Source organism: Mechercharimyces sp. CAU 1602, from assembly GCF_024753565.1.
In the GTDB taxonomy this organism is placed as follows: domain Bacteria; phylum Bacillota; class Bacilli; order Thermoactinomycetales; family JANTPT01; genus Mechercharimyces.
In genome coordinates, this window is the sequence record NZ_JANTPT010000001.1 from 592,743 (window position 1) to 612,207 (window position 19,465).

The window sequence follows — 19,465 nt, forward strand, 5'->3', positions numbered from 1 at the left end:
CATCTTTTATATATATTGATCATCATCACATCATTAGAGAAGTGACAAATAGTCCATATGAAATCATAGCTAGGCAAGGGGAATATTCACTCTCTTACACTAGGGAAGTGAAATAACTAGCTGCTTTACCAGTAGATGAGGGAGAGTTTTCATCATTGTCTCTGTCGGTGAACCTGATATTCATATAGATTATGAATTAAATTCCCCGCCACTTTTACCACGTGGTCCACGTGGACCACGTGGTCCTCTTGCTCCGGTCGGACCCGTCGGTCCTGGCACGGTAAGTGATCCCAATTTAAAGACAAAAGCTTGCTCACTGATAATACCTGTGGGACCGAAATTTCGTTGGAATGCGTTGAAGCTTACAGGGAAGTTAACTGAAAATGTACACCCTGTAAAGTAAGCATTTTGTTCTAAATCCAAGGCGACCGCCCTTCCTTCGTCTGCGCTGTTTCCTCCAAGATACGAAGAGAACACGAGACCACGTCCAGAATAGCTGATTTGTGTTATAAAGGCATCTGTGATTCCACCGAAAACTGGATTTCCTAATCGGTCTTGGAAAGCATCGGATGTGATCGGGAAATTATCGGAAGATGTACAGCCAGTCACCCATGCTGCGCCAAATTCATCAACTGCAATCCCAAATCCTTCTGAAACATCACCTAGAAATGTTGAATAGTTGAGACTGCTCCCCTCAGCATTTAGGCTGGTGACAAAGGCTGAAAAATTTTGTTCACCAATAATGGTTTGAAAAGCGGATTCTGTAATCGGGAAGTCAGAGGATCTTGTCAATCCAGTTACATAAGCATTATTGCCTCCATCAAGGGAGATACCGTTACCAAAATCATCACTATTTCCTCCTAGGAAGGTAGAGTAAACAAGCGAAGTGCCAGTGGTGTTCAATTTGGTGATGAATGCATCGCTAATCAATATCTGTGGGTTTGTGGGGAGTATGGTCTGAAACGCACCGGGAGTTGTAGGGAAATTCGTTGAAAAGGTTGTTCCAGTCACATAAGCTTGATTGTTCTCATCCAAGGCAATCCCACATGCTGTATCTTCTTGTAGCCCACCTAAGTAGGTGGAGTAAACGAGAGCTGTTCCGGTCGCGTTAAGTTTAGTCACAAATCCATCCGACAGTCCTCCGCCGTATACGGTCTGAAAGGCTCCTGTTGTAACTGGGAAATCGGAGGAGCATGTAAACCCGGTGACATATGCATTTCTATTCAGATCCGTTACAATGCCATCACCTGCTGTTTCTTCTCCTCCGGAACCACCTAAGTAAGTGGAATAGAGAAGGGAGCTCCCGTCGGCATTTAATTTGGTAACGAATGCATTGGTTTCGCCTCTTAACATAGATTGAAACGCCCCAGAGGTTATAGGAAAGTTATTGGATGTGGTAAGGCCAGTTATATAGGCGTTCTGGTCCGCATCTAATGCGATGGCATTACCTTGATCGATGGCATCGCCGACAATTAATGTAGAATAGATCAGCGAACTACCAGAAGGATTAAATTTGGTGACGAATACGCTTTCCCCGATATTAATCGTCTGAAAGGCCCCGGACGTTACGGGGAAATTAGTAGATCTTGAAAGGCCAGTCACATAAGAATTTCCAGATGAATCTACAGCAATTCCAGTCCCAATATCTCTACTCGACCCTCCGAGGAAAGTAGAAAAGAAGACAATAGGATCGATGACGAGTAACTTCTCCGGATTATATCCTTCTTCTATCTCGAATCCGATCGTTTGGTCAGGATACAGGTGAAAGGAAGTGGGTAATTCTAAGCGATCTTGTTGATTCCACTGAAAGCTTACGGGCTTTTTTTCATATAGTATTCCGCAACCTGTTTGAACTATCAAATCCCCGTGTTCACTACAAGTTAATCCTTCTCCACCATCATAGATAAATCGAATATCTTTGATTGAAGCGCCGGGATAAACGAAAAGATCATATTTTAATTGTTGTTGGTTTCCAGAAAAGATGAGGTCGATTCCTGGCCATATGTCTTGATAGATCACTTTCTGATAGCGATACCTAGACGGATGATCTTGATCTTGAATCCATCCATTTTTTAGCTCTTGATCCGCTCTTAGTATCATTTTATCACTGGTGTTTAGTAAACGTAGCAAGAGGGGAGACATCCCCTCTTGCAAGGAATTGGGGGTAAACAGAACACCTTCTGGACGGAATGTAAAACGAATTCCCTGACCTTCAGCAATATAACCTGATTTTCTTCCCTGAGTATCCTCTCGATCTAATCCTTTGGGTGAACGATGGATCTTTTTCATTTTGTTTCCTCCAGTCATATGGAACTTAATTGGTTTATCCTATGGAATGTTATGTTGACGAGTTACGGCTTTAGGATGAAATGTTTGTTAGTCATAGGATATGAAACAAAAGCAAGGGATTTTGTTAGATTAGTTGGTAGAAATTTTTCTTAATATATGAATAGATGTAACAAGCCTACCTGCAAGGTAATACAGAGGATTGTACCGACTCCGACGATGATCATATGCTTAAGTAGTTGTCTTTCTTGAGCCCGTACGCCTCCGATAGAGGCACCGAGGACGACACGTGGAGGAGCTGCCATGATCAGATGAGCGGAAGCGGTGTTTTGTGCTGCGGCTATTAAGGTGGAGGGGAGTGTTAATTGTTGAGCAGCTTGTGTTTGCATTTGGATCAACATGGAGTTGGAACCGGTGTTGCTGCCGATAAGAAACCCTCCTAGCCCACCGATTAAAGGAGATAGATAGAGAAAGAAGGAGCCGAAGTTGTTCGCTGCCGCTTGTGCAAGTACTTGGGTCATACCAGCGCTGGACATGGTCTCCGCTATAATAACGAAGAGTAACGTGGAAGCGATAACGGGGTACCAATAGCCCCAAGTTTGAATCACACTTGTACGTATCGTGGCTAATGGAATACGGAAGAGAATAACGGTAAAGAAGGTAGAAAGAATCAGAAAAAATCCTGGGGAGTAGAGTAAAGGGATAGTATAGTTATAGGCTGGTAGAGAGATGACAGCATGAGAAATGAGGAAGTTAGAGACAGCAGGTATAAGGCGTGAGAAGAGCAATAGCCCAACTAGGAATAGGTAAGGGCTGAGTAGTTTCCACTTACTTTCATTGTGATGCATGGGTTCTTCTGTCGAGGAAGCAACTTCGGTGTAAGTTAAGTGAAAAGGAGGCTTCGCGGCAAGAAGGCGAATAATGCCCATTTCAACTGATAAAGCAATCAATGCAGCGAAAACCCCTGCCAACTCAACGCTTACCCAATAAGTAAAGGCCCAAGTGGATATACCTAGGGTAATAGCAACGATAAATATCTCGACTCCATACTTTTTGAGCGCTTGCCATCCATCTGCGATTACTGTCATTATGAGCGCGAAATATACAAAGGTAGGTAGAGTAAGGAGGGCAGTAGCAGTTCCTAACTCCTGAGGTGATAATCCTGCCAATTCTGCTCCAATTACGGTTCCCGCGGCGAGTGATCCCCATGGTACGGCAGTTAAGCTGATTAAGGAGATCAATGTAGCACGGTACGGAGGAAATCCGAGAGCGATCAGGATGGGGCAGATGACGATTGCGGCTAACCCAAATCCACTGGCAGACTCGACTAAAGGAGAGAAGGCGACGGCTAATATTAGTACTTGTCGGGTGGGAACAGATGTTGCTTGTGCAATCATGGCAGTGAAGGAACGGATGATTCCATGGTTTATCATCAGAATAAAGAGAAATATGCCGAAAAGGAGAAAGTATGCAACAGAAGCAGTTGTGAGAGAGCCTTTTATCGTAGTAGTAAAGAGCTCGCTTTGAGTTTTTTGAAAAAAGGAGAATGCTACGATAAATGTAAGAAGACAGCTGATTAGGCCCGCTCGAACAATTGACTGACGAAAGAGAAAGAGTAAAATCAGAATGGTTAGAATGGGTGAAAGTGCAAGTAGAATAGTAGTTATGGTGATCACGCCTTTTTATTGTGATAGATTAGCTAATACAAAGTACAAAGCGTGATTAAGATGAACTTAATTCACACTTAATAGGGTGGTATTATCAGGTATAGTACTATACTTACTAATTAATTGCAATCTTTTCCTTTATTAGCGGAATCGTTTAGCTGGAATTTCATATTGACAAAAGTACTTGACTGCTTTAAAGTATTTGTTATTACCTAAAAGTTGAACTTTGTGAGGAGTAGTTTCTCGGCTTGTGCCGTAGTTTTTTATAAGAACAGAAAAAATTTCTTTCCTTATGGATTTATTCGCTAGATTTTCAACATTGCGAAAAATGATGGGAGAGTACTGCTCATAAGGGGATAAAACGGAATGAAGATAGGCCATGTATAGGCCTTTCTTTCTTTATATTACCGTCTTTTAGGGGACAAAAGATATAGGGGGGGATCTGATGTATTTTCCAAGTATGACCGAAGTGAGGGAATTAGCGAAGCAATATGCTCTTATTCCTGTAGGTAAAAAGCTTTTTGCCGATACGCAAACACCTATTCGTTTATATCAGAGTGTAACAAAGAATCCATACTCATTTTTACTGGAAAGCGCAGAAGGAGGGGAGCGTAGGGGCCGATGGTCATTCATGGGCACAGACCCCTTCTTAATATTTCGTTCCCGTGACGGTGTCATCCATATAAAAGTAGGAGAGTTAGAGCAGGAGCTCACTAGCAATGAACCGGTAAATGTACTGCAAGAGTTAGTAGAGAAATACCGTTCTCCTCAATTAGCTGGGGCTCCGCCTTTTCTGGGTGGAGCAGTTGGGTATGTCGGATTTGAAGCAGTTACCACTTTTGAGGCAGTGCCCCGCCCGCAAGGGGATGATGATCCGATGACGGATGATATCCATGTTGCTTTCTATGATCGACTCTTAATCTATGATCATCTAAAACAGGATCTCACTTTGGTGCTTAACCTTCATGTGGAGGAAGGGATGGAGGAAGAGGCGTTGATGAAGAAGTGGGAAGAAACAAAGCGAGAATTGGATCGTTGGACAGCAGAGCTACAAGCGCAAGCACCAGAAATGTCTAATATCTCTTCCCTACATCCAGCATCTACAGAGATTGCAGTTGCAGGAGAACGTATCTATTCCAACACGACGAAGGAGCAATATATGAGCGTAGTCGAACGTGCACAAGAGCACATCCGACGGGGAGATATTTTTCAGATCGTTCCTTCACAGCGGTGGACGTGGGAAGAAGCCCCGTCTGCATTGGCGGTATATCGTGTACTACGCACTCTTAATCCGTCTCCTTATATGTACCACCTCTCCTTAGGGGAGGAAGAGATTGTAGGAACTTCACCTGAAATGTTGGTACGCGTACAAGAAGGGAAGGTGGAAACCCGTCCGATTGCAGGTACTCGTCCGCGCGGAGCGAGTGAGGCGGAGGACGAAGCGTTGGCTCAGGAACTGTTGGCAGATGAAAAGGAACGAGCGGAACATGTGATGTTGGTTGACTTGGGGCGCAATGATCTAGGACGAGTGGCGCGCTACGGTTCGGTAAAGGTAACAGAGGAAATGAAAATAGAAAAGTATTCACATGTCATGCATATGGTTTCTCATGTGGTAGCTGAGCTAGCGGAAGGTAAATCTGCGCTCGATGCGTTTATGTCCTGTTTTCCAGCAGGAACGGTGAGTGGTGCTCCCAAAGTGAAGGCGATGCAATTGCTAGGGGAGATGGAGCCAGGAGCACGTGGGGTATATGCGGGAGCGATCTGTTATCTCTCCTTTTCCGGGAATTTAGATAGCTGTATTGCTATTCGTACTCTTCATTTTAAAGGGGGACGTGCAACCATCCAAGCGGGTGGAGGTGTAGTCGCCGACTCTAACCCTGAAAAGGAATATGAGGAATCGTGTAACAAAGCGCGGGGAATGATCCGTGCCTTAAATATGGCAGAGCATGTATTTCACACAGATAACCAGTTGAGGAGGGTGACGAGATGATTCAGCAGACATTAGCCAAAATGGTGAGCGGTCAGGATTTGACACGGGCAGAAGCGACAAACTTGATGGAAGCTATGATGGAAGGCGTCATTACCCCTGCACAAGCAGGTGCAGCGTTGACCGCGCTTCGAATGAAAGGGGAGACAGTGGAGGAGCTAACTGGGCTAGTTTCTGCGATGCGTGCAAAAGCACTTCCTATGTTCGGTGTAGATCGTGATGCTGTGGATACATGTGGGACCGGAGGTGACGGTGGACGTACGTTTAATGTGTCAACTACCGCGGCGATCGTAGCAGCAGCAGCAGGAGTGAAAGTAGCAAAACATGGTAATCGAGCAGTCTCTGGTAAAAGCGGAAGTGCAGATGTATTGGAAGCATTAGGAGTAAATATTGGGTTATCGGAAAAGGAAGCAGTGCGTGCGTTAGAAGCGACGGGCATTTGCTTCCTTTTTGCGCCTCTTTTTCACCAATCATTAAAACATGTGATGCCGACACGAAAAGAATTAGGTTTTCGCACCAGCTTTAATCTTCTTGGTCCTTTGGCAAACCCAGCGGGGGTTAAGCGTCAATTGGTGGGAGTGTTTGATCCTACATTAACAGAACCCGTAGCGCGTGTGTTGGTTGCTCTGGGGGCAGAGCGAGTGATGGTAGTTGCAGGAATGGATGGGATTGATGAGATTTCTGTGTCGCGCGAAACACGGGTTACCGAAGGAATAAATGGGGAGATAAGCTCCTACATGGTGACACCGGAGGAGTTAGGATTAACCCGCTCCAATCTGATGGAGTTGGCGGGTGGAGACGCACATACCAATGCTCAATTGGTAAAGCAGGTTTTACAGGGAGAATCGGGGGGCAAACGCGATGTGATCCTTGCAAACGCGGGTGCAGTGATTGCTGTGGCGGGTATGGCTAAGAATGTGCAAGAAGGAATAGCAATTGCAGCAGAGACCATTGATTCAGGTGCTGCCATGGCGAAGTTGACCGAGATGGTTGCAGGTGATTTTCGCGGTAAAGAGGAGGGAGTCTCTTATGTTTCTTGATCGGATTGTCCAAACAAAAAAAGAAGAGATTGCCTTGCTACGGGAACAGGTGGAGCTAAGGACGGATGTGATTTCTCCGTCTTTGCCCCCGTGTTATTCATTAAAAGAAGCGTTGTCTGTAAGAGGTGAGCGCCCTGCTGTTATTGCAGAGGTAAAACCCGCTTCTCCGTCCAAAGGCGTGATTCGTGCGTTAGTAGATCCGGTCAACGTGGCTACTTCATATGAAAAAGGGGGAGCGGCAGCGATCTCTGTTCTAACGGATCGCCCCTTTTTTCATGGCTCGCTAGAGAATTTAAAACGAGTGAAAAAAGCGGTGACGCTACCGGTCTTACGCAAGGATTTTATATTAGACGAAGTGCAAATATGGGAGAGTAGGATGAGTGGTGCAGATGCCATTCTGCTTATCGCAGCCCTACTTTCACCTGCACGTTTGCGTGCGTTGACGAAATATGCGCACCAGCTGGGATTGGAAGTTTTGTTAGAGATTCATGAAGAGAGCGAAATAGAGGCTGCTTTAGCGGCGAAAGCAGATGTGATCGGTATAAATAATCGAGATTTATCTACCTTTGTAACGGACTTAAATGTAACCGAACGTCTACGTTTGCGCTTACCTGCTTCGGTCACTGTAATCGGAGAGAGTGGAATTCATAGTCGAGCTGATTTTGATCGAATGGCAGAGGCAGGAGTGGATGGGGTGCTTATCGGCGAATATTTGATGAGACAAGCAGATCCAAGTAGAGCATTGCGACAATTACAGGAGAGCGTGCAATGAGAACGGTCGTCAAGTTATGTGGTTTTCAACATCCACGTGAGATGGCATTTTGTGCGGAATTGGATATAGATTATGTAGGTTTTATTTTAGTGCCGGGTCGCAGGCGGTCACTTACTGTTGCGAGAGCAATTGCCATAATGGAAGAAGTTCCTGCTCATGTGCAGACGGTAGGGGTACTTCAAAATCCAACGCTTGCTGAGGTGGAACAGTGGTGGGATCAGGTTGCATTTGATCGAGTACAACTCCATGGTCAAGAATCTCCTGAACAATGTGCAACGATATATGAGTCTCTAGGGGTGCCGATCGTGAAAGCGCTGCAGGTAAAGGAGGCGAAAAATCCGCAACTGGTACAAGCATACGCCCCGTATGTGCAGGCAATCTTGGTAGATGCAGGTGCTGGTGGAACAGGAGAATCATTTTCATGGGGCACCATCCCTTTGATTGTTAAAATATGGGGAGAAGCAGGGATCCCGGTGTGGATTGCAGGAGGATTACAACCTGATAATGTGGAGAGGTTGCTTACAGAATACTATCCGGCAGGGGTAGATGTTTCCAGTGGTATTGAGCATAACGGTTACAAGGATACGTTAAAGATGAAACAATTTGTAGAAAGGGTGAGGCGGTATGATAGTTAAACAAGATAAAGTAAATAAATTACAAAATGACGAACAAGTAGAAGGACGATTTGGTTCTTTTGGTGGTCGTTTTGTCCCTGAGACGTTGATGAATGCACTGATCGATTTAGAAGAAAAGTATAGAGAAGCGCAAGCTAATACTGCTTTTCAAGCGGAGTTGACGCACTTGCTTACGCAGTATTCTGGACGCGTCACACCTCTTACATTCGCCCCCAATTTAACGGAGCACGCAGGTGGTGCCCGTATCTATTTAAAACGGGAAGATTTAAACCATACGGGTGCTCACAAAATTAATAATGCATTAGGGCAAGGTTTGCTCGCCAAATGGATGGGCAAAAAGAAGCTGATTGCCGAAACAGGTGCAGGCCAACACGGGGTAGCAACTGCTACAGTGGCAGCCCTGTTTGGAATGGAGTGCAAGGTGTTTATGGGGGCAGAAGATATAAAGCGGCAACAACTCAATGTATTTCGGATGGAGCTGTTGGGAGCTGAAGTTGTGTCTGTTACCTCGGGGACATCCACGCTAAAAGATGCGACGAATGAAGCCATTCGTCAGTGGGTCAATCACGTTGAAGATACGTTTTATTTAATCGGATCCGTCGTGGGACCGCATCCATATCCCACAATGGTACGCGATTTTCAGTCAGTGATTGGTGAAGAGACACGGACGCAGGTACTGGAACAGACCGGAGATTTGCCTAACGATGTTGTTGCTTGTATCGGTGGGGGGAGCAATGCGATAGGAATGTTTACTCCGTTTGTTGCCGATGAGGGCGTACGTCTACATGGGGTAGAAGCAGGGGGACTAGGGGTAGAGACAGGGCAGCATGCGGCAACGCTAACCATGGGTACCCATGGAGTGATTCATGGCTCACTCACCTATCTTTTGCAAGATGAGCACGGTCAAATTCTTCCTCCCTACTCTATTTCAGCGGGGCTAGATTACCCGGGTGTGGGTCCGGAACATGCTCATCTGAAGGAGAGTGGACGTGTGCGCTATACGACTGCTACTGATGCGGATGCCTTACAAGCAGTAAAACTGCTAGCACAGAAGGAAGGAATTATTCCAGCGCTGGAATCAGCTCATGCAGTAGCAGAAGGCGTACGGTTGGCACGTGAACTGCGGCCAGAGAAGGTTGTTGTCATCTGTTTGTCGGGTAGGGGAGATAAAGATATGGAGTCGATTCGGAGTGGAATGGAGGGGATGGCATGAGCCGGATTGCACTATCATTTCAACAAGTGCAAAGAAAAGTAATTCCCTTTATTACAGTGGGAGACCCTAGTTTGGAGATTAGTCTTCAATTGATAGACATGTTAGAAGAAGAAGGAGCATGTGCCATTGAGCTGGGAGTACCATACTCGGATCCACTGGCGGACGGTCCCGTTATACAGCGCGCTTCGACACGAGCGCTACAGGCAGGAACTACACTTACCGATGTTCTCCAGGTAGCAGAAGCATCACGACGCCGTGGAAGCGAAATCCCCTTAATCCTATTTTCTTACATTAACCCGTTGTTGCGATATGGGTTGGAGCAACTGATACATGAGGCGAAGCGATCGGGTATCGACGGGCTAATTATACCCGACCTTCCTTATGAAGAAAGTGATGAGCTCCGTCGACTTACAGCAGCTGAAGGTATTGATCTCATTCCGCTAGTGGCCCCAACTTCAAAGGAACGGGTGAAAAAGATAGCGGCGAGTGCTCAAGGCTTTGTCTATTGTGTCTCTTCCCTGGGGATTACTGGTACCCGCTCATCGTTTGCAGTTGGATTGGAGTCTTTTTTGCGAGTAGTGAAAGAAGAGTCATCTGTCCCGACAGCGGTCGGTTTTGGTATTTCCCAGCGTGAACAGGTGGAAAGCTTACTTACTCAGGCCGATGCAGTAATAATTGGAAGCGCTTTGGTTCGAGAAGTGGAGGCGCAGGCGGAACGGTTGCTCGATGATACGACGCGAATCCAGGCATTGACTGAAATTCGAACCCATTATCGGGATATGGTAGGAGGAAGTGATGAAGCATAATTCACATACCAAACCTATAGCAGTGGTATTGGGCATTGGCTTGATTGGGGGCTCACTCGCTCTTTGTTTGCAGCAACGAACCCAGCTACAAGTGTATGGGTATGACGTGAATGAAGAAAGTTTGGCGATAGCGCAGGAGTTGCAGGTGATTACAAAAGGGTTTACTGATTTGGAATCCGCTGTGGCGGAAGCGGATTTTATTTTTCTGGCTGTACCGGTTGAAGCATCAAAACGGTTGCTCTCACAACTATCTAACTTACAGCTAAAAGAAGGCTGCATTATATCAGATGTAGGGAGCACCAAGGATGAAGTGGTGCGTCATGCCGCTGAACTACCTGGAATAACTACGACTTTCATCGGTGGACATCCGATGGCAGGGTCTCACCAAACGGGGGTACGGGCATCACATTCCCTCTTATTTGAAAATGCTTATTATGTGCTCACTCCGTTGCCGCACACCCCTTTAGCGCAAGTAGCTGCCTTGTCACGCATCCTGGAACAAGCGACCCGGGCAAAGTTGGTGATCATGGCACCAGATCATCATGATCGCGTGGTGGGAGCGATCAGCCATTTGCCCCATGTCATTGCTTCAGGATTGGTGAATTTAGTAGAACGCTATAATGAAGAAAATGAGTGGTTTCATCATCTTGCAGCCGGTGGCTTTCGTGATTTAACACGGGTAGCGGCGGCTGATCCTGTGATGTGGAGGGATATCCTACTATCTAATCAACAAGCGTTGCTTCCTTTAATGGAGGATTGGATTTTAGAGATGAAAGAGATCTATACGGCAATCGCAGAAGCGAATCAAACTGGGATTGAAGATTTTTTTACACGAGCCAGGCGTTCACGCCAAGGTTTGCCCGAGCGGAAACGAGGGGCACTCCCTTCTTTTTACGAGTGTTATGTCGATGTCCCAGATCGCTTGGGAATGATTGCAGAAGTGGCAGCGGTGTTAGCGGAAGAAAAGATTAATATTCAAAACGTCGGCGTAATGGAGAACCGTGAAGAGCGGGCGGGTGTTATGCGATTGGTTTTTGCCGAAGAAGGTGAACTCATGCAGGCACATGATGTGTTGCAAGCTCGTGGCTATCGTGTTTATGATGAGGAAGAGGAGAAAGGGAAGAGATGAGAGGTGAAACCATGGATCATATTAAAATGAATCCTCCACGTCGTCTACAGGGGCAAGTACAGGTACCAGGAGATAAGTCAATCTCACATCGCGCTGTCATGTTTGGCGCAGTGGCGAATGGAACCACACGTGTTAATGGGTTTTTAGCAGGAGCTGATTGTAGGCAAACAGTGGCTTGTTTTCGCCAACTAGGGGTGGAGATTCAAGCGGAATCGGATACCTCCCTCCGAGTCATCGGAAAAGGATGGGAAGGATTACGCGAGCCACAAACGGTGCTGGATGTAGGTAATTCAGGGACCACGATCCGCTTATTGCTCGGTATCTTAGCAGGTCGTCCCTTCCATGCGACCATAATAGGTGATGAATCTATTGCTCGTCGTCCCATGGGGAGAGTGGTTCATCCATTATCGCGCATGGGGGCGCAGCTGGATGGACGGGAGAATGGGAAGTATACGCCGTTATCGATTCGGGGAGGAAACCTTTCTGCGCTCACATACGAAAGTCCAATCGCCAGTGCACAGGTGAAATCGGCCCTCTTGTTGGCAGGATTACAGGCTGAGGGCGTTACTCACTTGACTGAACCTACCCGCTCACGCGATCATAGTGAACGGATGTTGGCGAGTTTTGGTGTGGATATAGAAGTGACAGCAGAAGGGGTTTCTGTCCAGGGAGGACAATCGCTGAGTGCGACGAATGTGAAGGTTCCTGGGGACATCTCGTCAGCTGCTTTTCTCATCGGTGCAGCTTTGTTGGTACCTGATAGTGAAATTACGATTCGAGATGTAGGTTTAAATCCGACACGGACGGGCATCATTACGGCAGTACGAGCGATGGGGGCAGATATGAATGTGAACCAGACGGATATTTGTTGTGGCGAGCCCATCGGCGATATCACCATTCGCACTTCGTCTTTACGCGGAATTCATATCGGAGGCGAATTAATTCCGCGCCTCATCGACGAGATTCCTTTGTTGGCGTTGCTGGCAACCCAAGCAGAAGGACGGACTGTTATTGCTGATGCGGCAGAATTAAGAGTGAAGGAGACGGACCGCATCTATTCCACTGCGCAGGAGTTACGAAAGTTAGGTGCTCGTGTGGAAGAGACGGAGGATGGTTTGGTGATTGATGGTCCAACACCACTGATCGGGAATGAGTGTAATAGCTATGGGGATCATCGCATCGGCATGATGGCAGCAATAGCCGGTTTGATAGCTGAAGGTGGGGTGGAAGTGAAAAATGCCGGAGCAATTCAGGTCTCATTTCCTGGTTTTGTAGAATGCGTGCAGCATTTGTGTGTGGAGTGAAGAAACGTATTAAAAAGCATATTGCAACAAAAAACCGTACCGGTCAGGTGGCGGTTTTTTTGTCCATTATATTTAGATGATCGTTTGAACATTGTAATGATCGTGTCCTTGTGCTACGCTATAATCAAATGATAGTGAGAATGAAAAGAGGGGAAACGATGGCAGAGACGAGAGAGCAGATGAAGCAACACCAAGCAACATGTGACGTAGTCTGTTATGACGAAGAGAAGGTAGTGCGATTAAAAGGGTTGGACTGGGAGTTGGGAGGTGTCTCCAGTATTTTTAAAGCATTGGCAGATGAAACTCGTCTTAAGATCGCCTATATGTTGGCACAGGAGGGAGAGTGTTGCGTCTGTGATGTAGCGAATGTACTGGAAACATCAATTGCAACTGCGTCCCATCATTTGCGACTGTTAAAGAATCAGGGGCTGGCAAAGTCACGCAAAGAAGGAAAGTGGGTTTTATATTCCCTTGATGATGACCATGTTCTCACATTGATTCAGATGGCATTGCACCATGCGAAAGAGGGGAAAAGTGATGAGTAGTACGTATAAGTTAGAGAATTTATCCTGCGCTCATTGCGCTAGTAAGTTTGAAGATAATGTGAATAACATTGAGGGTGTCAAGAAAGCGACGGTCTATTTTGGATCTCTTAAACTCAGGGTAGAAGGAGAAGCTAGTTTGGCCGAGCTAAACGAAGCAGGTAAGTTTGATGGTATCAAGGTAGTAGAAGAAAAACAGATAGGGAATGAGAGGAAGAAAGCCTGGGACCCTACAACTGTACGTGTGGCTTCCTCTACGTTTTTGTTAATCTTAGGTGCTGTACTAGAGGGGACTGCACTTACTCCAACGATTGTGGCCATTGTCTTATATGGGGTAGCGGCACTTACAGGCGGGTATACGATGTTTATACGCGGGCTACGTAATCTGCCACGATTACAATTTGACATGAATGTTCTGATGACGATTGCTGTAATCGGTGCTGCCCTCATTGGAGAATGGCGGGAAGGTGCGGTCGTTGCAGTATTATTTGCCTTTAGTGAATTATTGGAAAAAGCATCGATGGATCGCGCTCGGCGCTCTATTCAATCTGTGATGGATCTAGCGCCTCGAACAGCACTGGTTATTCGAAATGGTGAAGAAGTAACACTGTCTGTAGAAGAGATTGCTGTAGGAGATCGTGTGCTGGTACGTCCTGGTGAGAAGATTCCTGTAGACGGGATTGTACTTTCGGGTAAGAGTATGGTGAATCAAGCAGCGATTACAGGAGAATCGGTGCCGGTAGGAAAAGAGAATGGTAGTGATGTATTTGCTGGTACATTAAATCAACGTGGGGCACTGGAGATCGAAGTGACGAAGCGAGTGGAAGATACGACTATTTCAAAGATCATTCGCTTAGTGGAAGAATCGCAGGCAGAACAGGCACCAGCCCAGGCCTTTGTTGATCGATTTGCACAATGGTACACACCTTTGGTGATGGGATTGGCCGTGCTGATTGCCTTACTTCCCCCTCTATTGTTATCAGCAGCATGGGAAGAATGGATATACCGGGCGTTGACCCTATTGGTTGTTGCTTGTCCTTGTGCCTTGGTGATTTCGACGCCTGTAACCATCCTGTCCGCAATCGGAAATGCAGCTAAGCACGGAGTGTTGGTGAAAGGTGGAATATATTTAGAACAGCTAGCAAGCCTGCAAGCGATTGCTTTCGATAAAACAGGTACGTTGACGCATGGAGAGCCGGAGGTAACAGATCGTATTACCTTTGGTGGCATGGATGAAAAACTGTTGGTGCAGCGGGCCGCTGCGGTTGAACGGTTGTCAGAACATCCACTCGCACGAGCAGTTGTACACGATGCTAAGCACCGTAACTATCCCCTCCTCACTAGTGCTAACTTTGAAGCTTTTACGGGTAAAGGAGCACGAGCAGAGGTAGAAGGTGGTGAAGTATATGTGGGTAGCCCTACTTGGTTTACTTCCTTTAATGTGGTGACAAGTGAGATGAATGCCCTTGCTGACCAATTGCGTGCAGAGGGTAAGACGGTAATTATGGTAGGCACGAGAGAACAGGTGGATGGGATGCTTGCGTTAGCGGACCGACTGCGTGATGAAAGTGTAACGACAGTGAGTCAATTACATCAAGCGGGAATAAAAGAGCTCGCTATGTTGACAGGAGATCATGAAGAGACGGCAAATGCAATCGCTAAACAAGTGGGGATAGATGGAGTCTATGCTGAATTATTACCTGATGAGAAAGTAAAACAGGTAAAAGCTTTGACGAAGAAGTATGGTCATGTGGGGATGATTGGTGATGGAGTTAATGATGCTCCTGCACTATCAACTGCTACTGTAGGTATTGCGATGGGGGCGGCGGGTTCGGATACTGCATTGGAGACGGCAGACATTGTATTAATGGGGGATGACTTAACACGCTTGCCTTTCGCCATTCGCCTAGGAAAGAAAGCGATGACCGTCGTGAAGCAAAATATTACCTTTGCGCTTGTGACGAAGCTATTGGCAGTGCTACTTGTATTTCCTGGTATCCTCACTCTATGGATTGCTATTGCGGCTGATATGGGTGCGACATTGCTCGTAACTCTTAATGGAATGCGTCTTTTCCGCCATAAATAAGGGGGAGCGTTGACCGTTATTATGTTAATGAATACATGAAGGATCTTACTTCTTAAAAAGGAGTGACACAGATATGATTGAGCAGACGATTGATGTTAAGGGTATGAGCTGTGATCATTGTAAACGTGCAGTGGAAGCTGCTTTGATAGAGTTGGATGGGGTGAAGCGAGTTGAGGTGGATCTTACGGAGGGAACCGTTACGGTTTCCTTTACGCCGGAACAAACTTCCATTACGCAGATGGTAGCGGCAATTGAGGGACAGGGGTATGATGTGAATTAAGGAGTTGACGCTTGTAGGAGGGGTTGGAACATTTATGTTCTAGCCTCTCTTCATTTTCTCACGACTTATTCACAAATAAAAAGGGTGGAAACGATATAATAGTAGGAGTATGAGGGTGGCTTAGGATGGTTTACAATAGTTACATAATAGAGTGAACAAGGAGGAGAATGAAATGCGGACACGTAACATAGTCATCTCTGCTATTCTGGTGATCGCAGCGCTTGTCTCCGTGTGGCAAGGCCTTGAAAGGAATGGTTCACCTTCGTCAGTGACCGATCCGCAAGTGGTGGAGAAAGAAGCAGATAATCAGGCAGAAGAAACCCTTACGTTGGAAGAGAAAGCAGTACAAGCGGGGTTTAACAAGGGAGAGAGTCCTCCTTCCTTCTCCCTTGACACTCTGGATGGTAAGAGAGTGGAGATGGAGAAAGGAAAGCCAGTTCTCATCAACTTCTGGGCAACATGGTGTGGACCTTGTCGCAATGAGATGCCCTATATACAAGAGGCATATGAGAAATATAAAGACGAAATGCAGTTTATGATGGTAAATTGGACTTCTGAAGAGTTTAAAAAGAATGCTGTGCCTGATTATATGAAAGCGGAAGGCTATACTTTTCCTGTTCTAATGGATGAGACGGGGGAAGCCGCTGACTTATATCAAGTGATGGCAACACCTACAACGTATCTTTTAGATAAAGATGGGGTTATTCAGGTAAAAACAGTGGGCGAGTACGATCGTGAGCAATTATTTCGTGACCTAGATAAGGTGTTACAAAAAAAGTGAGTCGAAAAGAGGGATAGATAAAATGGGAGAATTAACGATCTGGTTAGCATTTGGAGCAGGTGTACTATCTTTTATCTCCCCGTGTTGTTTTCCGCTCTATCCCTCGTATATCTCGTATATAACAGGGATGTCAGTAAGTCAACTGTCTGATCGAGCGGGGCAAAGCAAAGAGATGCAGAGAGGAACACTATTACACACGTTCTTTTTTATATTAGGTTTTTCTATCGTCTTTCTTTCGCTCGGTTCGCTCGCTACATGGATAGGCGATATATTTAATGGCTATCAATCGCTGATCCGCATGCTGGGTGGGGTTTTAATCGTGGCGATGGGTCTCTTTCTGTTAGGGGTGTTTCAACCTAGCTTTATGATGAGAGAGAAAAAATTTGAGGTAAAGAACAAGCCAGTGGGTTATCTGGGCTCCAGCTTAGTAGGAATCGCCTTCGCTGCAGGGTGGACTCCTTGTGTCGGACCGATTCTGGGGGCTGTTTTGACGATGGCATCTTCTGATCCTAGTCGCGGAATGCTTTATACCGTTGCTTATACATTAGGCTTTGCGATTCCCTTTTTTATAATGGCGTTTTTTGTTGGACGAACGCGTTGGATTTTAAAATACTCAGGTACGGTTATGAAGATCGGAGGGGGCATCATGGTTGTTTTCGGTGTTTTACTTTACTTTGACCAAATGACCGTGATTACTTCGTGGTTAAGCAATCTGTTTGGAGGATTTCGTGGGTTTTAAGCGAGGAGTTAAAGGAAGGATGGAATGTCGCTCATGAAGAAAGAAACGCGCTTTTGGGTACGGCGGATTACGTTTGTTATATTAATAGTCATGGTAGGCTTCGCTATCTACCTTACACTAGAGCAGGGGAAAGAAAAAGAGTTACAGGTAGGAGAACAAGCTCCAGAGATCCAATTAGAGTCGCTGACAGGTGAACAGGTAAAATTAAGCGATTTACGTGGTAAATATGTGCTTCTCAATTTTTGGGCAACGTGGTGCGATCCTTGTGAAGCGGAGATGCCTGATTTAGAGAGAGTATCCCAGCAGTATAAAGATGAAGACGTGGTTGTGGTCGGTGTAAATATTGCTGAATCGAAGGTGACGGTTGCCAGTTTTGCACGGCAACATGAACTTACTTTCCCGCTGTGGCTGGATAGCAAAAGAATAGCGATGGATGATTATCATGTGGGAAATCTACCTGCCTCTTTTTTTATTTCACCTGAGGGTGAGATCCAACGGAAGTATGAAGGTGCGATGACAGAAGCGCAAATGCAGATGTGGATTCATGATATGATGGCAGAGGATCAAAAAGAGTAGGATAGGTGGGAGGAATGAAAATGAACCAGTCTTACCAGGATGTGGAGGCACGAGAGCTGAGTACCGCCTCGGTTGAAGAGCGTCAACAGTATATATGGGTCGATGTTCGTACGGATGAGGAGTATGAGGAGGCTCATATTCCGGATAGTTATCATATCCCTGTCAATCAATTGGAGGAGCGAATACACGAATTGGAGCCGCACCGCAATCAGAGCTTGGTACTCATTTGTCGTAGCGGTCGGCGTAGTGAATTGGCCGCTCATTTTCTAGCAGGAAAAGGGTTTACTTCTCTTTTTAATCTTAAGGGAGGTATGCTCGAATGGACAGGCCCGCTTGAATAGAATGGTACTCTAGTTCTATTGATTGATGTAACCTATCTGCTACTTTGAAAGCAGGAGGTTACATCTAGCTCCGGCTAGTGTGGGAAGTGAAGATATCGTAATGAGAATTTAGCCAATCAATCAAATTTTAAGATTGAAGGGGAGAGTCATGGGAAGAGAAAATAAACTATTATCATTGCTCCTGCGAGAGATTGAGCAAAGTCCGTCCCACACTATTTCCTGCGAACATTATATGACACAAGCGTTGTATCATCCTCAGTGGGGATATTATCAGCGTGATCGTCTTAAGGTTGGAAAGGAGGGAGACTTTTATACAAGCCCCGTCGTAAGCCCAATCTTCGCCCGATCCTTAGGTAAAAAGTTGCTCGAAATGAGCCGAGACTTTGACCAGTGGCAAGTAGTGGAACTGGGAGCTGGAGATGGACGTTTATGCGCTCACTTATGGGAGGTATGGGAGCAAATAGGGGGTGGTCCGCAACGGTACTATTTGCTAGAAACGAGTAAGTACCATCGCTGCCTGCAATCCGATCGATTACAGCCGCTATTAACTAGTGATCGCTGTCAGTGGATCGATCAGCTAAGCGATGTCTGCAGAAAGGAACCTGTCATCGTTATTAGCAATGAATTTTTTGATGCCCTGCCCGTTCATAGGGTTAGGAGAGGAGAGCGGGGATGGGAGTTAGGAGTGGTGACAAAATCCACCGACGGACAAGGGTTAGCTGAGGATTTTTGTTCTCCTCCAACCTACATGGAGAAGCAAATAGGCGCTTACTTTGATTTGTTAGGAACTACCCTTGAGAAAGGGCAGATTGTAGAGGTGGCATTTAGCGCACAGAAATGGTGGAAGCAAATAACAGATCATTTGACGCAAGCCATTGTCGTGACGATTGATTACGGAGGCGAGATGGAAGAAGTATACCATTCTGGGCGTTTAGAAGGTTCCTTGCGCTGTTTTCGCAATCATCGTGTCCATCGTCGATGGCTTACTTGCCCAGGAGAATCAGATATTACATATGATGTAAACTTCACTGCTTTACACAAGTGGGCAGAACAGCTAGGGTGGAGAAGAGTGAGTTATGAGAGCCAGGGATCTTTTTTAGTAGGAGCGGGAATATTAGAAGAGATAGCGGTCACGGCAGAATATCAAGATCCGTTTTGTGCGGCGGCTCGTGAACGTAGGGCAGTGATGCAGTTGATACTGCCAGAGGCGATGGGTGAAGTGTTTAAGGTCATGATTCATGCAAAAGGATGTTAAAAACGAAAAAGACTCCCTTGCGGGAG

Annotated in this window: 18 protein-coding genes; 16 read left to right on the plus strand and 2 right to left on the minus strand. The window is 46.1% G+C overall.

The genetic code is table 11. The features are described from left to right. Positions 1-189: 189 nt before the first annotated feature. Both NXZ84_RS03225 and NXZ84_RS03230 read right to left on the minus strand, forming a co-directional pair. Positions 190-2,289, minus strand: a complete 2,100-nt coding sequence (locus NXZ84_RS03225) for an SBBP repeat-containing protein (protein ID WP_258838842.1) — start codon at positions 2,287-2,289, stop codon at positions 190-192. Between the two features lie 149 nt (positions 2,290-2,438). Beyond that, positions 2,439-3,962: an L-lactate permease gene (locus NXZ84_RS03230; RefSeq protein WP_258838843.1), complete on the minus strand. Its 1,524-nt coding sequence runs from the start codon at positions 3,960-3,962 to the stop codon at positions 2,439-2,441. A 436-nt stretch (positions 3,963-4,398) separates the two neighbouring features. On the opposite strand from NXZ84_RS03230, the gene trpE reads away from it, so the two are divergent. The 16 genes from trpE (at position 4,399) to NXZ84_RS03310 (ending at position 19,439) form a co-directional block, all read left to right on the plus strand. Then, a complete protein-coding gene (gene trpE, locus NXZ84_RS03235) occupies positions 4,399-5,943 on the plus strand; it encodes an anthranilate synthase component I (protein ID WP_258838844.1) in 1,545 nt (514 codons plus the stop codon). After that, positions 5,940-6,980: an anthranilate phosphoribosyltransferase gene (gene trpD / locus NXZ84_RS03240; RefSeq protein ID WP_258838845.1), complete on the plus strand. Its 1,041-nt coding sequence runs from the start codon at positions 5,940-5,942 to the stop codon at positions 6,978-6,980. Before trpE ends, trpD begins: the two co-directional genes overlap by 4 nt. Further along, positions 6,970-7,752, plus strand: a complete 783-nt coding sequence (trpC, locus tag NXZ84_RS03245) for an indole-3-glycerol phosphate synthase TrpC (protein ID WP_258838846.1) — start codon at positions 6,970-6,972, stop codon at positions 7,750-7,752. The genes trpD and trpC overlap by 11 nt, the downstream gene beginning before the upstream one ends. Then, positions 7,749-8,387, plus strand: a complete 639-nt coding sequence (locus tag NXZ84_RS03250) for a phosphoribosylanthranilate isomerase (RefSeq protein WP_258838847.1) — start codon at positions 7,749-7,751, stop codon at positions 8,385-8,387. Before trpC ends, NXZ84_RS03250 begins: the two co-directional genes overlap by 4 nt. Beyond that, a complete protein-coding gene (trpB, locus tag NXZ84_RS03255) occupies positions 8,377-9,600 on the plus strand; it encodes a tryptophan synthase subunit beta (protein WP_258838848.1) in 1,224 nt (407 codons plus the stop codon). Before NXZ84_RS03250 ends, trpB begins: the two co-directional genes overlap by 11 nt. Further along, on the plus strand, positions 9,597-10,406 hold the full coding sequence (trpA, locus tag NXZ84_RS03260; protein WP_258838849.1) for a tryptophan synthase subunit alpha: 810 nt from the start codon (positions 9,597-9,599) through the stop codon (positions 10,404-10,406). Before trpB ends, trpA begins: the two co-directional genes overlap by 4 nt. After that, a complete protein-coding gene (locus NXZ84_RS03265; protein WP_258838850.1) occupies positions 10,396-11,535 on the plus strand; it encodes a prephenate dehydrogenase in 1,140 nt (379 codons plus the stop codon). The genes trpA and NXZ84_RS03265 overlap by 11 nt, the downstream gene beginning before the upstream one ends. A 20-nt stretch (positions 11,536-11,555) precedes the next feature. Continuing rightward, complete coding sequence (gene aroA / locus NXZ84_RS03270) at positions 11,556-12,839, plus strand: 3-phosphoshikimate 1-carboxyvinyltransferase (protein WP_396654025.1); 1,284 nt, start codon at positions 11,556-11,558, stop codon at positions 12,837-12,839. A gap of 158 nt (positions 12,840-12,997) precedes the next feature. Beyond that, entirely contained in the window at positions 12,998-13,384 is a 387-nt protein-coding gene (locus NXZ84_RS03275; RefSeq protein ID WP_309495515.1) for an ArsR/SmtB family transcription factor, read from the plus strand. Further along, a complete protein-coding gene (locus NXZ84_RS03280; RefSeq protein WP_258838852.1) occupies positions 13,377-15,467 on the plus strand; it encodes a heavy metal translocating P-type ATPase in 2,091 nt (696 codons plus the stop codon). Before NXZ84_RS03275 ends, NXZ84_RS03280 begins: the two co-directional genes overlap by 8 nt. A gap of 73 nt (positions 15,468-15,540) precedes the next feature. Continuing rightward, positions 15,541-15,747 (plus strand): copper chaperone CopZ, encoded by a 207-nt coding sequence (gene copZ, locus NXZ84_RS03285; protein WP_258838853.1) that lies wholly within the window; start codon positions 15,541-15,543, stop codon positions 15,745-15,747. Between the two features lie 172 nt (positions 15,748-15,919). Then, on the plus strand, positions 15,920-16,528 hold the full coding sequence (locus NXZ84_RS03290; RefSeq protein ID WP_258838854.1) for a TlpA family protein disulfide reductase: 609 nt from the start codon (positions 15,920-15,922) through the stop codon (positions 16,526-16,528). Positions 16,529-16,550: 22 nt separating this feature from the next. Continuing rightward, the gene (locus NXZ84_RS03295) at positions 16,551-17,267 is read left to right on the plus strand and encodes a cytochrome c biogenesis CcdA family protein (RefSeq protein WP_258838855.1); all 717 of its coding nucleotides are present in this window, start codon (positions 16,551-16,553) and stop codon (positions 17,265-17,267) included. Between the two features lie 33 nt (positions 17,268-17,300). Continuing rightward, positions 17,301-17,843, plus strand: coding sequence for a thiol-disulfide oxidoreductase ResA (gene resA, locus NXZ84_RS03300; protein WP_258838856.1), 543 nt, complete (start codon positions 17,301-17,303; stop codon positions 17,841-17,843). Between the two features lie 20 nt (positions 17,844-17,863). Beyond that, a complete protein-coding gene (locus tag NXZ84_RS03305; protein ID WP_258838857.1) occupies positions 17,864-18,184 on the plus strand; it encodes a rhodanese-like domain-containing protein in 321 nt (106 codons plus the stop codon). A 148-nt stretch (positions 18,185-18,332) separates the two neighbouring features. Then, on the plus strand, positions 18,333-19,439 hold the full coding sequence (locus NXZ84_RS03310; protein ID WP_258838858.1) for a class I SAM-dependent methyltransferase: 1,107 nt from the start codon (positions 18,333-18,335) through the stop codon (positions 19,437-19,439). Positions 19,440-19,465: the final 26 nt, after the last annotated feature.

Coding starts and splice junctions, on each gene's coding strand:
- NXZ84_RS03290 (WP_258838854.1), top strand. CDS start 15,920: ATGCGGACACGTAACATAGTCATCTCTGCTATTCTGGTGATCGCAGCG.
- NXZ84_RS03250 (WP_258838847.1), top strand. CDS start 7,749: ATGAGAACGGTCGTCAAGTTATGTGGTTTTCAACATCCACGTGAGATG.
- NXZ84_RS03265 (WP_258838850.1), top strand. CDS start 10,396: ATGAAGCATAATTCACATACCAAACCTATAGCAGTGGTATTGGGCATT.
- trpC (WP_258838846.1), top strand. CDS start 6,970: ATGTTTCTTGATCGGATTGTCCAAACAAAAAAAGAAGAGATTGCCTTG.
- NXZ84_RS03295 (WP_258838855.1), top strand. CDS start 16,551: ATGGGAGAATTAACGATCTGGTTAGCATTTGGAGCAGGTGTACTATCT.
- NXZ84_RS03225 (WP_258838842.1), bottom strand. CDS start 2,289: ATGAAAAAGATCCATCGTTCACCCAAAGGATTAGATCGAGAGGATACT.
- trpE (WP_258838844.1), top strand. CDS start 4,399: ATGTATTTTCCAAGTATGACCGAAGTGAGGGAATTAGCGAAGCAATAT.
- trpA (WP_258838849.1), top strand. CDS start 9,597: ATGAGCCGGATTGCACTATCATTTCAACAAGTGCAAAGAAAAGTAATT.
- NXZ84_RS03275 (WP_309495515.1), top strand. CDS start 12,998: ATGGCAGAGACGAGAGAGCAGATGAAGCAACACCAAGCAACATGTGAC.
- NXZ84_RS03305 (WP_258838857.1), top strand. CDS start 17,864: ATGAACCAGTCTTACCAGGATGTGGAGGCACGAGAGCTGAGTACCGCC.
- NXZ84_RS03280 (WP_258838852.1), top strand. CDS start 13,377: ATGAGTAGTACGTATAAGTTAGAGAATTTATCCTGCGCTCATTGCGCT.
- trpD (WP_258838845.1), top strand. CDS start 5,940: ATGATTCAGCAGACATTAGCCAAAATGGTGAGCGGTCAGGATTTGACA.
- NXZ84_RS03310 (WP_258838858.1), top strand. CDS start 18,333: ATGGGAAGAGAAAATAAACTATTATCATTGCTCCTGCGAGAGATTGAG.
- resA (WP_258838856.1), top strand. CDS start 17,301: ATGAAGAAAGAAACGCGCTTTTGGGTACGGCGGATTACGTTTGTTATA.
- trpB (WP_258838848.1), top strand. CDS start 8,377: ATGATAGTTAAACAAGATAAAGTAAATAAATTACAAAATGACGAACAA.
- copZ (WP_258838853.1), top strand. CDS start 15,541: ATGATTGAGCAGACGATTGATGTTAAGGGTATGAGCTGTGATCATTGT.